The 13,283-nt window shown below is 37.2% G+C and carries 12 protein-coding genes; 1 reads left to right on the top strand and 11 read right to left on the bottom strand.

The window, feature by feature from the left end:
• Positions 1-229 precede the first annotated feature (229 nt).
• The 11 genes from ACSBOP_RS17650 to ACSBOP_RS17700 all read right to left on the bottom strand — a co-directional run bounded on the left by ACSBOP_RS17650 (position 230) and on the right by ACSBOP_RS17700 (position 11,399).
• A complete protein-coding gene (locus ACSBOP_RS17650) occupies positions 230-862 on the bottom strand; it encodes a HEPN domain-containing protein (RefSeq protein WP_442601828.1) in 633 nt (210 codons plus the stop codon).
• Positions 863-1,108: 246 nt separating this feature from the next.
• A complete protein-coding gene (locus ACSBOP_RS17655) occupies positions 1,109-1,759 on the bottom strand; it encodes a hypothetical protein (protein ID WP_442601829.1) in 651 nt (216 codons plus the stop codon).
• Between the two features lie 491 nt (positions 1,760-2,250).
• Positions 2,251-2,970 carry an SDR family NAD(P)-dependent oxidoreductase gene (locus ACSBOP_RS17660; protein ID WP_442601830.1) on the bottom strand — a complete coding sequence of 240 codons (720 nt, stop codon included), beginning with the start codon at positions 2,968-2,970 and terminating at the stop codon, positions 2,251-2,253.
• Between the two features lie 240 nt (positions 2,971-3,210).
• Positions 3,211-3,636: a hypothetical protein gene (locus ACSBOP_RS17665; protein ID WP_442601831.1), complete on the bottom strand. Its 426-nt coding sequence runs from the start codon at positions 3,634-3,636 to the stop codon at positions 3,211-3,213.
• 715 nt (positions 3,637-4,351) lie between these two features.
• Positions 4,352-4,987 carry a class I SAM-dependent methyltransferase gene (locus tag ACSBOP_RS17670; RefSeq protein ID WP_442601832.1) on the bottom strand — a complete coding sequence of 212 codons (636 nt, stop codon included), beginning with the start codon at positions 4,985-4,987 and terminating at the stop codon, positions 4,352-4,354.
• A 217-nt stretch (positions 4,988-5,204) separates the two neighbouring features.
• Complete coding sequence (locus ACSBOP_RS17675) at positions 5,205-5,744, bottom strand: GNAT family N-acetyltransferase (protein WP_442601833.1); 540 nt, start codon at positions 5,742-5,744, stop codon at positions 5,205-5,207.
• A gap of 740 nt (positions 5,745-6,484) precedes the next feature.
• The gene (locus tag ACSBOP_RS17680; RefSeq protein ID WP_442601834.1) at positions 6,485-7,462 is read right to left on the bottom strand and encodes a GTP pyrophosphokinase; all 978 of its coding nucleotides are present in this window, start codon (positions 7,460-7,462) and stop codon (positions 6,485-6,487) included.
• A 245-nt stretch (positions 7,463-7,707) separates the two neighbouring features.
• Positions 7,708-8,160, bottom strand: coding sequence for a hypothetical protein (locus ACSBOP_RS17685; protein WP_442601835.1), 453 nt, complete (start codon positions 8,158-8,160; stop codon positions 7,708-7,710).
• Positions 8,161-8,400: 240 nt separating this feature from the next.
• Entirely contained in the window at positions 8,401-8,901 is a 501-nt protein-coding gene (locus ACSBOP_RS17690) for a hypothetical protein (RefSeq protein WP_442601836.1), read from the bottom strand.
• A 760-nt stretch (positions 8,902-9,661) separates the two neighbouring features.
• On the bottom strand, positions 9,662-10,282 hold the full coding sequence (locus ACSBOP_RS17695) for a hypothetical protein (RefSeq protein WP_442601799.1): 621 nt from the start codon (positions 10,280-10,282) through the stop codon (positions 9,662-9,664).
• 139 nt (positions 10,283-10,421) lie between these two features.
• Positions 10,422-11,399 carry a tyrosine-type recombinase/integrase gene (locus ACSBOP_RS17700; RefSeq protein ID WP_442601837.1) on the bottom strand — a complete coding sequence of 326 codons (978 nt, stop codon included), beginning with the start codon at positions 11,397-11,399 and terminating at the stop codon, positions 10,422-10,424.
• Between the two features lie 362 nt (positions 11,400-11,761).
• Between ACSBOP_RS17700 and ACSBOP_RS17705 the strand changes: the two genes are divergently transcribed.
• Positions 11,762-13,216, top strand: coding sequence for an esterase-like activity of phytase family protein (locus ACSBOP_RS17705; protein ID WP_442601838.1), 1,455 nt, complete (start codon positions 11,762-11,764; stop codon positions 13,214-13,216).
• Positions 13,217-13,283 lie beyond the last annotated feature (67 nt).

Below are 13,283 nucleotides of genomic sequence, written 5' to 3' on the forward strand. Positions count from 1 at the left end.
CAAGAATTGAACTTAAAGTTTTATGGTTTGCATCGGTTTCATATAACGTTTGTGTATCTACGAACCCGAAAGGCTTAAAGGAGCGAATGCGACTGGGTGGCTTCGCCACTTAGCCTTGCAGGGTTGTCTGCTGAATCCACTTCTTCGAATACTCTTCGGGCAGACCAGGAGCGAATGCGACGTGGCGTAGATATATTGTTAGATGATGCTCCCTCATCTTGAATTACAATTAATATGTATTATTCCAGGGACTTGATCCTACTTTAGATGTTAAATATCTCTTTAAATACAAGTCAGTTTCTTTTATTATTTCTTCTATTTCTTTAAGATAGAACTCTAATGTTTCAACTCTAACATAGGAATCAGCTTTCACTTTATGAACAATATCTCCTCTATAACTAACAAATTTATTAACAATAGTTTTATTCGTCCAATGTGAAGACAATTCATCAACACCTAAATAATTCTTAAATAAGTTATTAATATTATCTTTTTTCGGTGTGTTCATAAGTTTTGTCTTTTGTAGAGTTATTTTTGAATAGTACTCTTTCCATGAATCCTCAACAAGCTCGAAAGGTGATAGCTCATTTTTATCTGTTTTTATTTCTTTTGATATTGTCTTTTTAACCTCATCAGGCAATTTAGATGCAGAACCACATTTCTGTATATAATAAGTTACACATTCATTTAATACATCTTCGATATAAACCTCCCACGATGATGCAAGTAGAATTATTCCACTTCGGGTTAAATGATCAAGCGCAGTTCTTCCTTTACCTGTCTTTAATTGTCTATAATTATCAATAAGTCTAGTTACATTTTGAGAGTTATTTCGATATGCTTTATATGATTTTGAGGGCACTGTTACGTTCTCCTTCTGTATATTGTTGTTGTTTAGGAGTTTCATCTAACGTTCTTGTATTCACGAACCCGAGAGGCTTAAGTGAGCGCAACGAACGGGTCCGATGGACTTAGCCTCGCAGGGTTATTCGCCTGATTATGCTACCCTGTCAATCTCTTCGGGCGAATCAAGGGCGACCAGGTAGCAGCGTGAATACTGTGTTATAGGATGTCGGCGCATACGTAGATTTGCTAACAAAATCTTTTACTATTCCTTTTTGTACTTGTCACACAAAGAATTATTTTTATTATCAACATAACAACTTGTAGGTTTTTTATTCTGATCTAAGAATATTGTTATTGATGATACCTTCCTCTTATACTCTGGATAATACTTTCCAAATGCAATACTAACTCTATAACCTTTATTATTAATTGGTAAACTTATCAACATTTCATCGATTTCATTTGTTGTTAATGTATTTTCATCGTTTTTTTCAAATTGAAGCCGATTTAAATCACCATAGTATAGGGTTTCATAGTTGCTCTGCTCATAATCTAATTCAATTGGAGATTTGTCTTTTGTAAAAATAGTTTGCAATTGAGAAACATACTTATCCGTGTGATCCTTTGCATAAGAATTTCTGTAAGAATCTTTAAAATTTAATCCGGCTTGAATGGCTGGAAAAGTTAAAACACAGCAAATAAATATTATTCCTAACGTCAGAGGTACATGTTTGAATGATTTATATATTATCTTACCAAGCAATAAAAACAAAGTTATCCCGACTATAGTTACCAACCCAATAAATATAGCAAATGGCTTATTATCTTTACTTAGAAATCCATCACTAATATTAAAAAGTACTGTTAATAGGCCAAAGAAGGACCCAACACCCACAACTACTGCTACTAACATATATAGTAATTTTACTATTTTTATTTTAGTAATTATTTCCGCCTCCTTAAAAAATGTTAATTTGAACTTAATTTATTTTGTTTTGCGCTGATTTCCTATAACGTTGTTGTATTCACGAAGCCTCACTGGCTTAAGGTGCGAAGCACCGGGTCCGACGGACTTAGCCAGTGCAGGATTGTCTGCCTGCCTCCACTTCTTCGAAAATCTCCGGGCAGACCAAGGACCGCTAGGTCCGCAGCGTGAATATGGTGTTAGCTGATGTACCCGACTTCTTCAAAAATTCTCAACATCTTTATTTTATGAAATCACTGGGCTTATACTTCATTAGTTTATTCCATTCGAAAGAAAAACAAGCTTAACAATCTTCCTATTGCTCTTTCAGATAAGAATGAGTATCTAAGTTTTAGGATCTGTTTTCGTTTATTGTTGTTTTTCGACCAAAAGTAAACCGCTTATTAAAAAGGCGTTGATTCAACTACGTTCTCTGTTGATTATGCATTCGTATCAAGCATTGCTGGAATATTTATTTCTTTCACACAAGACGCTTTGGAAAGATTCATAACACATTTAACTAATGAAACGATATCCTGAAGGGGGATTTGTGTGCCATTGTAAGCTGATAAGACTTTCTCAATTCCATCTTCATAAGGAATTTGGGTTGCAATTTCACCAGGATTTATACAAGTTACACCAATCCCATATTTCTTTACATGTTCCCTTAACGAATTGCAAATACCACGCAATCCAAATTTAGAAGCTGCAAATGAAATTTGTGTTAGATTATTATTTTCAAGACCTGCCGTCGAGCCGATTAAGAAAATTTTGGCATTATCCGACCTTTTAAGGTTCGGTAACAGCTTCTGTATGCAGGTAATTGAAGATGTGACATTCACATTGATGATGTTTGCAATTTCGTTCGGATCATCGTTCTCAAAATCGTAGTCTTCTCTAAATCCTCTGCTCTCCCATATCCCAACGTTATAAATTAAAACATCCACTGTAACGCCTTTTAATGTATTCGCAATCCGATTGCTTGCATCAGATAGCGATAAGTCAGCTTCTATCCAATATCTATGGACTCCATCATTAAGTTTCAAACTCTCAGGACAACTTCTGGAAACTATCCATATGTTATCACCCGTTTCTGGCAATCCTTTGACGAACGCGTCACCCAAACCTTTGCTTGCTCCGAAGATAATAAAGTTTTTCATGATTTCTCCTTAGACCTTAGGTTTAATTAATATTAATGATTTCGGGTATTTCAGCTAACGTTTGTGTATCTACGAACCCGAGAAGCTTAAGGCGACGAATGTCGCCGGCTGCGCTTGCGCAGTTAGCCTCGCAGGGTTGTTCGCCTGATCACGCTTCCCCGAAATTCCTCGGGCGGACCAAGGGAGCGAAAGCGACTACAGCGTGAATATAATGTTATAAGATGTCCCCGCCTTCGTTGCTTAATCTATACCATTTCTCTGCTTCCATCTTTCAATTTGCTTTATAAATTCCTTTGAATTAAATGTACTTTCCAATTTACTTATTTGATTTAATTCTATTTCATCAGATTTTATTGCACTTATTACTATACTTTCTAGAGCAAGATAGTGCTCTTCCTTATAAATATCTATTAATTGATCTAGCACTTCGCCGGACCAGAGCAAGTTATTAAAATAGAACCAAATAATATGCTCCTTTGCATTAGAATGAACATTAATTATATCCTTATTATCGGTTATTACTTTAATTGTAGATCTATTCAATAAGCTATGTATTCCTAATTGTTCTGTAAGTTCCATTGAATTGATTAGATCTTCTATTTCCTTATAATTCTTTTGGGTTGCTGCTAAATCAATCTTTTTTATTATAGAACTAATTTCATTCATCCAGATTCACCTTCAATTTAATCTTTGCGGGGATTTCTTATAACGTTTGTGTATCTACGAACCCGAGAGGCTTAAAGGAGCGAAGCGACTGGGTCGAAGACTTAGCCTCGCAGGGTTGTCTGCCTGATTCCACTTCCTCGAAATTCCTCAGGCAGACCAAGGGACGCATGTCCCGCAGTGTAGATACGATGTTAACTGATGCCTCTGACTTCCTGAATTCCGATCAAAATTCTCTTCATTTCTTTAATAATCTTCAACATGTTCCTTAATTTACTTTGGTTCCATTCTTTAATATGGGTTAAACATAACTTCTATGTATTCTTCACTATTGTTCTTCTATGGTATTATATCCCACAATATCTTCCTGTGCTCTTATTTTTCCTCATCTTTATAAAAAGAGTCGCGACACCGAAGGGGCTTACTCATTTCCTCGGATTACATCGCGACTATCGGATTTACTTCTGATTTCATGTCATTCCACGTTATTACAATTAATCCCAATTCATTTCAAAATCTTCTTTCCCCTTACATCTTTTAATATCATGATCTCAGAGGTTTCAGTTAACGTTGTTGTATTCACGAACCCTCACTGGCTTAAGGCGCTTTAGCGCCGGGTCCGACGGACTTAGCCAGTGCAGGGTTGCCTGCCTGATTCACTTCCTCGAAATTCCCCTGGCAGACCAAGGGGCGTCAGCCCCGCAGCGTGAATACGGTGTTAGACGATGTACCTTGGCTTCATTGCAATCTCCCACAAAATCTTCTTGTTTTTATATCTATCTAATTCGTATTCCTCTGCATGAATCAAAGTCCAAATATTCTCATTAAAAAAACGATTAATCTCATGTCTATCAAAAAATCTTCTGTAAATTCCTTCATTCTCTAATAGATATCTCTCTTTACTTTTGCTTACTTCCCCTTTATTTATTATTTCATTTATTGAATTCAATCTACATAATAATAAGCCATCTAATCTTAACACTCTATGTATTTCACTAATTACTTTAAAAGTTGTATCTTCGTCAAAATAATGTAGACTTAAATCAGCTATCAATACTCTTATTGAGTCGTTTTCAAATGGTAGCCCTTCTGTCATATCGAGACAGATGGTATTAATTCTTGGGATAATTTCAGTCAATTTCTTTAATGCTTCTTCCGAAATATCACACGCTTCTGCTAATATTCCTTTCTCGAACAGATAAAGAGCATTATTACCAATACCACAACCTAGATCAACAATACGGCCACTATCTTTATTTAGGTATTCGTCATATTTATCAAGCCAATTATCAAAAACTGGCATAAGATTTGGTCTACTGAATGATTCATTCCAGTACTGTTTTAATGTTTTCATATTATTCTCCATTCAAGGTATGTCGTCTAACGTTCTGTGTGTTCCTGAACCTGAGAGGCTTAAAGGAGCGTCGCGACTGGGTGGCTCCGCCACTTAGCCTCGCAGGGTTGTCTGTCTGACTTCACTTCCTCGAAATGCCTCGGGCAGACCAAGGAGCGGACGCGACGCAGCAGGAAAACGGTGTTATACGACGGAACTTTGAGATACTCTCAAAAACTTACTTCTCTGTATTATCAAATCGAAAAATCAGTTTATGTCCATCAAAAGTATCTCCATACAACTCAACATAATTTTCTTTACTATAATTAGAAACGGTCTTCCGCCAAAATCTTTGCCCTATAATGTTTCTTTCAGATGGATTGGTAAACAATTCCCATCTTCCTTTAAATTGTTCAAACACTTTAATAGCTGCCTGTTCTGCTATACCTTGACCTCTATAAGGGCGAAGTAAAAAGAATTCATTAACAAAATAATCAATTCCCTCTGCACAATGTGGAGGTGTAGCAATGAGAATAAACCCCGCTGGTTTATCTTCTACTAAAATTAAATAGGGGTATAAACAATCTGGTTTTTTCCACCAAATATTTTGAACCTCATATTGATCACTCAATTTTCTAAAGTCATCACTATCTTCGTAAATTCCGTGAATATTCGGAAATCTGACATAATGTTCTGATAAATCGTACAAATAGAGAGGGTATAAGTTTTTTATTATATGTGCTTCGTTTTTATTGGTTAATTGCACTTTAATCTTCATAAATTAGCTCCTTAGAAAATAATTACTTCGTTCTGTCGTATAACGTTGTTGTATTCACGAACCCGAGAGGCTTAAAGAAGCGCAGCGACTGGGTCCGAAGGACTTAGACTCGCAGGGTTGTCTTCCTGACTCCACTTCTCCGAAATGCTTCGGGCAGACCAAGGGGGCTTGTCCCCCGCTGTGTGAATATCGTGTTATGTGCTGTTGACTCTTCTGCGATTAATCTCTCAAAATCGTCTTTAAAAATTGTTATTATATACCTTTAATCTGCCTTATCCTTTATGTGTTTCATATTTTTAAATGGTTTCATTACAATTACGAGCTATCCTACTTAGAAAACCTCTACTTTCAAATTGTACCTAGGTACATCCAAACCCAAACTAGCCATATTTTTCTTATGTAATGTTTCTACTATTTCTTTTAAAGTCCTTTATTCAAAAGCACAAGTACCAAAGCAACCCTTGCATTCAAACTGTCCCTAGATACGTAACCTAACTGTTACTTCGATCTTTAGTTTCGTTCAAACTAAACTTCATCGGCTAATCCTTATACATGGTCTAGTCAAATGCACATAACATTCCCGCATTCACCAACCCGAGAACCTTAAGCCCCCAACGGGGGCTTAAGGTTCTCGGGGTTGTCGCCTGAATCCGTTCCTCGAAATGCCTCTCGGCGACCGAGCAGCCGTAAGGCTGCGGTGCGTGAATGCATTTGTTATGTGTAGTTGCCACTTCTATGAGTTACTTAATCAAAGCTCTATATTTATTTAGGGTACCCTCTGAGGCTTTTCCGTATTGAAATTTATAATATTCTTCGTTTACTATTCTCAAGATAATTCTAATGACACCTACATCATTAAAGATCCTGCCAGGTTCAGAATGCGGAGGCCTTTCACTCTCATATAAAAGAAACGCATCCCATGTCCTCGATATCATCGCATCAATTTCGCTTATCTTGGTTAAACCAAATTGATATAGGTCATCCACAAGACTTGATATTGCTTTTGCATCCGATCTTTTACGGTCTGGAAATTTGACTTCCATATAAGCATTCAAGCTATCAATATTAATATCTTCTTCTTGAGATTGATGCTGCTCAAATTGTTCAATTAATTGTTCTTTTGCATTCTGTCTTGAATTAAAGAATAGTTCGAAATGTTTATCTGCAACAAAAAAGAGTCCACTTAATGCAAAAAAGTCTTTCTTTAAATCTTTAGGAATATCTTTTTCAGTTTTATAATCAAGATAATGAGAAATGTTCGCCCATGCATCCATTGTCATTGTTCTTACTTGAATTTCAAAAAGTAAACCCTTTATTGCATCGTATCTCGGACCTCTGTACTCATCATTCAACTTAACTATAAAGTGTACTGACATATATCCGAATGAATTTAAATCACTATTATCTATCTTGTTATCTTCCTCTAAAATCTCAAAAACATCATTAATTGAATTACGGATTTTTTCAACATCTGATAAGAATAAACAAACAATACGAACGCCTAAAATATCTCGAACTTCATCAAAAGGGTTTGTTATTTCTTTTCTTTCAACCTTAGATTTAAGAGAATCTTCACTCTTAATTCTTGATTCGATTTTATTGATCTTAATATTTACGCTTTCAAGTTTTAATTTAATAATATGTATTGCTTCTTCCTCTAAAGAACGATAAAGAGAACTTCTTTGACGATACTCTTGAATCAATTCATCTACTTCCATGAAATTACCCCCACAGTATTTTTGGCAATTGCACATAACGTCTCTTGTATTCACGAACCCGAGAACCTTAAGGCCCGGAGGGCCGGCCGCTGCGCGGTTAGGTTCGCAGGGTTGTCCGCCTGACTCAGCTCCTCGAAATTCCTCGGGCGGGCCAAGGGAGCGAAAGCGACCGCAGCGTGAATATGGTGTTATCTGATGGATACGTCTTCTTTGAATTACTTAAAAATTAGGGTTTAAATACTTTCTTATAATATTCTTGTACTTGTTTTTAATATTGTTTTAAACCTAATTGTTGTAATTGTAATATACAATATTGTCACTGCTACAAGGCCTACCTTGATAATCAATACTGTAAACATTCCTATATAAAACGTATATAAAACAGAAATCACTCCACCAGTAATTATGTATAAAACAAATGAAATAATTAATCTTATAACCAAACTATTGGATAGTTTCATTGAAAATAAATCTAGTACGTATGCAGTTGGCGTTCCAACTATTATAAATACTGGGTAGAACTTAAAGAAAATTATTGCTTTCTCAATCTCATCAAAATCACTAAAAAATTCAAGATACGGTTCATTTAAGTATGGTTTAATTGAACCGTAATAAAAATTCACAAGGAAAATAAACAATATAGAAGAAATTATTGAAGAGAACATGTATTTATTAAATATGAACTTAATTCTTTCCACCTTCATTCTTAGGGTTATTTAAGTTTATTATTAATAAGTCATTACGTATCTTTCAGATAACGTTCTGTGTGTTCACGAACCCGAGAGGCTTAAAGGAGCGCAACGACTGGGTCCGTAGGACTTAGCCTCGCAGGGTTGTCTGCCTGTCTACTCTTCTCCGAAATGCCTCGGGTAGACCAAGGAGCCGCATGGCGACGCAGTGTGAACACGATGTTATGTGATGTCAGCATCTTCTTCGAACTACTTAGGTCGGTTCTTTGATTTCTTTGCCATGTTTTTAAACTCTTCGTATTTCTCTCTCGATGCTTTAATTTTACTCTCAACAACATACGGGGCGCCAACTGCTAAGTTAGGTAACTTCTCATTTATGTAATTGTATAATGATCTTTTCTCACTATCGGTTGGAACTATTGGAGCAACGGGTATAGGTAATGGTTTATCATCTACTTCTACATCTTCGAGTAAAATCGGCATTCCAAAAGCAAAGAAATTATGAAAAGCTCTTATTCTATCTGCTTCTGTTTCTTCATAATTTCCATTGGAATCTAGTCGAAATCGATCAAATTCGACAGTAAGCAATTGATGTGGCTTCCTATCTTTATTTTCGTAAAGTAAAATGACCTCAAGTACATTCTCATTTGCTAACTGAGGTATAGGCTTATATTTATGATTTTTGGGTTGAGAGATTTTTATAATCTTATCTCCATTAGAAGAAATGAATAAATATCTGCATCCAGTCATTCATACCACTCTTTCATTTTTTTATTTTGCTGATATCACATAACGTTCTTGTATCTACGAACCCGAGAGGCTTAAAGGAGCGAAGCGACTGGGTCGAAGACTTAGCCTCGCAGGGTTGTCTGCCTGATTCCACTTCCTCGAAATTCCTCAGGCAGACCAAGGGACGCATGTCCCGCAGTGTAGATACGATGTTAACTGATGCCTCTGACTTCCTGAATTCCGATCAAAATTCTCTTCATTTCTTTAATGATCTTCAACATGTTCCTTAATTTACTTTGGTTTCATTCTTTAATATGGGTTAAACGTAACTTCTATGTATTCTTCACTATTGTTCTTCTATGGTATTATATCCCACAATATCTTCCTGTGCTCTTATTTTCCCTCATCTTTATAAAAAGAGTCGCGACACCGAAGGGGCTTACTCATTTCCTCGGATTGCCTCGCGACTATTGGATTTACTTCTGATTTCATGTCATTCCACGTTATTATAATTAATTCCAATTCATTTCATAATCTTCTTTCCCCTTACATCTTTTTATATCATGATCTCAGAGGTTTCAGTTAACGTTCTAGGTATTTACGAACCCGAGAGGCTTAAAGGAGCGAGTGCGACTGGGTGGCTTCGCCACTTAGCCTCGCAGGGTTGTCTGCCTGAACCCACTTCTCCGAATTGCCTCAGGCAGACCAAGGAGCCGACAGGCGACGCTGTGTGAATAACATGTTATGAGATGTCGGCACTTCACAGAAATACTTTCGAACTTTACTTTATTGGATATCCAATTTCTTTAATATCATCTATTATTTCACTTAATCTGATATCCTTGTTTAAGTGTTTAATCAAAAATTTATCTATTGGTTCCATCTCGAATATTCTTCTAACAAGTGATGACTCTAGATTAGTTTCATAATACTCCGTTGCCCAAAAATGATAGTATTCAGGGCCACCCAATAAGATCTGTAACAATTTGTATTCCTCGTCCTTATATTCATTACAAGCTTGCCACGTGTCACTATCCGATTTATTCCATATACAAAAAGTAGTCTCTTCGAATATAAACGCAGGTTCATTAATAAACGAATTGAATATTTTAGGAACGCCCTCCACTGTTCTTTCCAAACTCTTAACATTTACTTTATAGTCGCTGTCGTACCCCTTGATAATTAGTCCATCATTATTAAATAAAGCAAAGTAATGATCGCCTTCTCCATTTCGCATGGATGCCATTTGCTCATTATTATCCCAAAATGAATTAAAGGAGTAATATCTATATTCCCAATCAGGCATTAAAATAGTATCCAGCATTGCAACTGCTTGAAATATCTTCTTGCATTCATGTATTTTGGGAAATCCTTTGATATTGTAGTACTCTATATTTTTCATACTTTCTATCTCCCTATATTTTGCCGATTTCTCATAACTCCTTACTTACGCACTTCGCATAATTATACCATACATTGGTATTTGCGAACTTCGTAGATATCACCAACAATACGATATTCATGCCGTACAATTCCTATTTCTACATATCCATCTGATCAAGTGGACTCTTAATGCGCCTTATATCTTTTACACTCACGTGGGTATATCTCTCGGTCGTACGAACACTTGCGTGATCTAATAAATCTTGAATAAACCGAATGTCGATTCCGCCTTCTAAGAGATGAGTTGCGAATGAATGACGCAAGACATGAATGCTCACCTTCTTTTGGATACCTGAAGCAATTCGCGCTTGTTCGAATATCTTTTGAACGGAACGTTCTGTAATATGACTTGTCGGATATTGACCGGGAAATACCCATATATCTGGTCTTTCCTTTTGGATATACTGCTTCATTAAAGCCATTGCAGTATCAGATAAAAGAGTCAATCGATCTTTACGCCCTTTCCCTTGGCGAATACGCAACGTTTTTCGTTCATAATCAAAATCTTGCAACTTCAATCGAACAACTTCACTCACACGCAAACCGGAGGAATAGGTTAAATAAAGAATCGTTCGATGTTTCAAATTATGTAAAGCTTTCAAAATACACATCACTTCTGTTAAGGACAGAACATGTGGCAACTTACTTTCCTTTTTGGGTCGAATGTAAGAAACCCTTGTCTCCACATGAAGTACTTGCTTGACATAAAACTTAATCGCGCTGATTGCTTGATTCACATAGGAATGTGAACGATTGTGCTCAAGCATTTGAAGAGCATGCTTAGAAATCAATTGCTCCAAATCGATGTCTTTATTCATTTTTGCAAAAGAATGAAACCGTTCGACCTGACTGCAATAGGCTTTAATCGTTTTCATACTGTATCCACGGAGTTGAAGTTCGTCTTTCATCGTCTTCTTAGCGTTATCATTCCATACATAATCATGGACATAACTTGCCATAGAATCAAGATTAGAAAATGATTGATTTTGAAAAAGGTAGCACTCGTCAAAAAGGCCAGGAGCAACATGAACTGTGGCGTCTGCAAATGTTTTTAATAGGGTCTCTATTGCATCCAACGTATAAGGAATAGCCCATGATCGTTCATCCTGACACCCCAATTATCGAAAACAAAAAGGGAGCTCACACAAGTCTAAATAGACTTCTATAAGCTCCCGATGCTTTCGGTGTTATTATTATCATCTTACCATAACTTGGACAACAATGGCTGCCAAGCTGCTTTCTACTTCATATAACTTCTCTGAAAAACATGGATAGAAATAGAAAACATCTGCACATCCTGTTCGGAATTTAATACAGATTTTACAAAACATTATCATTTCACATACACCCTATTAACACTCAAATGATATATTTTTCAGTATTGCGTTGGAAAAATAAGGTCAATTCATTCAGTAAAGGGGTCGAACAGGAAATGATAATGAAAAAGAAATGGATAGTCGCCACCTCGATTGCACTCACTCTAACGACGACTACAGGAATTGCATTCGCAGCAGAATTAAAAGGAACAATTATGGAGGCAACCAAATTCACAAACAACGGTGAAGTCGTGTCCCCAGCCTCCCCAGCCGTTAATATCGATGGAAGTTTGTACTTGCCAGTACGCGCAATGGGTGAAGCAACTGGTAAATATGTGGATTGGGATGAGTTCCGTGGCAACGTAGCATTGACGGATAAGCCGACACTTACAGGTAAGTATAAACTCGTAGCACCTGATCTAGCTGATGGGATCAAAATGGGTATCGGTTCATCGCTGATTCACTTACCGGGTGATCCAGACAACATCTTCTACTCTACTGCGGACCGCGGTCCTAATGGTGATATTACTGTAAATGGAAAAAGCGCCAAATCATTCCCACTCCCTAACTACACACCTTCGATTTACAAAATTGAAATTGCCAACGACCAAATAAAAATACTCGATCAAATTCCTCTTAAAGTGAGTGGAGTTGACCCTGTAACAGGAAAAGCCAACATTACTGGACTTCCAAATATCAAAGGTCGTGATGAAGCACCTTACGACGTTAAAGGAGAAAAAGAACTTGCTTATGATCCGTATGGCCTCGACATTGAAGCGATTGCGTATGATTCGAAGAGTGATACGTTCTGGATTTCCGATGAATACGGTCCATCCATCGTACATGTGAAACGTGACGGCACAATCATTGAGCGCATCGTACCAAAAGGTTGGGCAGCCCAAGTATCCACACCGTTGGTACCAGCACGTGAAGTATTGCCAGCCGTATACAACAAGCTCAGACAAAATCGAGGTGCCGAGGCTATAAGCATTACTCCGGACGGTAAATATATGTTCATGGCGATGCAAAGCCCGCTTCGCAATCCAAACAAGGATACCGACAATTCACGTCAACTACGAATCATTAAGTTCGATTTGGCAAAATTGCAACCTGTATCCGAGTTCGTTTATGTTACAGAGGATGCAAAGCAATTCAAAGGATTGAATCAAGGGGATATCGTGATCTCCGATATGGTCGCAGTTAGCGAAAATACTTTGCTTATCGACGAACGCGACAAAAACACGGGGGACAAAGCTCAATTGAAACGTATCTTTAGTATCGACCTGTCCGTCGCTACGAACATTCTCGGCAAATATGACGATAGCAAGACAAATGGGAAAACGCTAGAGCAAATGAGCGTGGAAGAGTTAAAATCTGGGTCCATCAATCCTCCCTCCAAACGTACTGTTGTGGATTTGGTCGCTTTCAAATTCCCCTATGAGAAAATAGAAGGCTTATCTCTCGTAGGTGGAAATACAATTGCAATTGTCAACGACAACGATTTCGGCATTGGCAGTACGTCATCTGAGAACGGCACTGAGCTGTGGACATTCAAGTTACCTTATACGATCAAGTAATGGTGTTGTCCCCTTTAAGTAGACATTCAAAAAAACCCTCATGTTATCATGGAGGTTCGAGTGACAC

Origin of the sequence: Paenibacillus sp. KN14-4R, assembly GCF_052180255.1 — a bacterium.
Classification (GTDB): domain Bacteria; phylum Bacillota; class Bacilli; order Paenibacillales; family NBRC-103111; genus Paenibacillus_AM.

Bases quoted from the DNA above. Each gene is read 5' to 3' on its own strand.
- ACSBOP_RS17695 (WP_442601799.1), bottom strand. From the start codon at position 10,282: ATGAAAAATATAGAGTACTACAATATCAAAGGATTTCCCAAAATACAT.
- ACSBOP_RS17680 (WP_442601834.1), bottom strand. From the start codon at position 7,462: ATGGAAGTAGATGAATTGATTCAAGAGTATCGTCAAAGAAGTTCTCTT.
- ACSBOP_RS17660 (WP_442601830.1), bottom strand. From the start codon at position 2,970: ATGAAAAACTTTATTATCTTCGGAGCAAGCAAAGGTTTGGGTGACGCG.
- ACSBOP_RS17705 (WP_442601838.1), top strand. From the start codon at position 11,762: ATGAAAAAGAAATGGATAGTCGCCACCTCGATTGCACTCACTCTAACG.
- ACSBOP_RS17670 (WP_442601832.1), bottom strand. From the start codon at position 4,987: ATGAAAACATTAAAACAGTACTGGAATGAATCATTCAGTAGACCAAAT.
- ACSBOP_RS17655 (WP_442601829.1), bottom strand. From the start codon at position 1,759: ATGTTAGTAGCAGTAGTTGTGGGTGTTGGGTCCTTCTTTGGCCTATTA.
- ACSBOP_RS17665 (WP_442601831.1), bottom strand. From the start codon at position 3,636: ATGAATGAAATTAGTTCTATAATAAAAAAGATTGATTTAGCAGCAACC.
- ACSBOP_RS17675 (WP_442601833.1), bottom strand. From the start codon at position 5,744: ATGAAGATTAAAGTGCAATTAACCAATAAAAACGAAGCACATATAATA.
- ACSBOP_RS17690 (WP_442601836.1), bottom strand. From the start codon at position 8,901: ATGACTGGATGCAGATATTTATTCATTTCTTCTAATGGAGATAAGATT.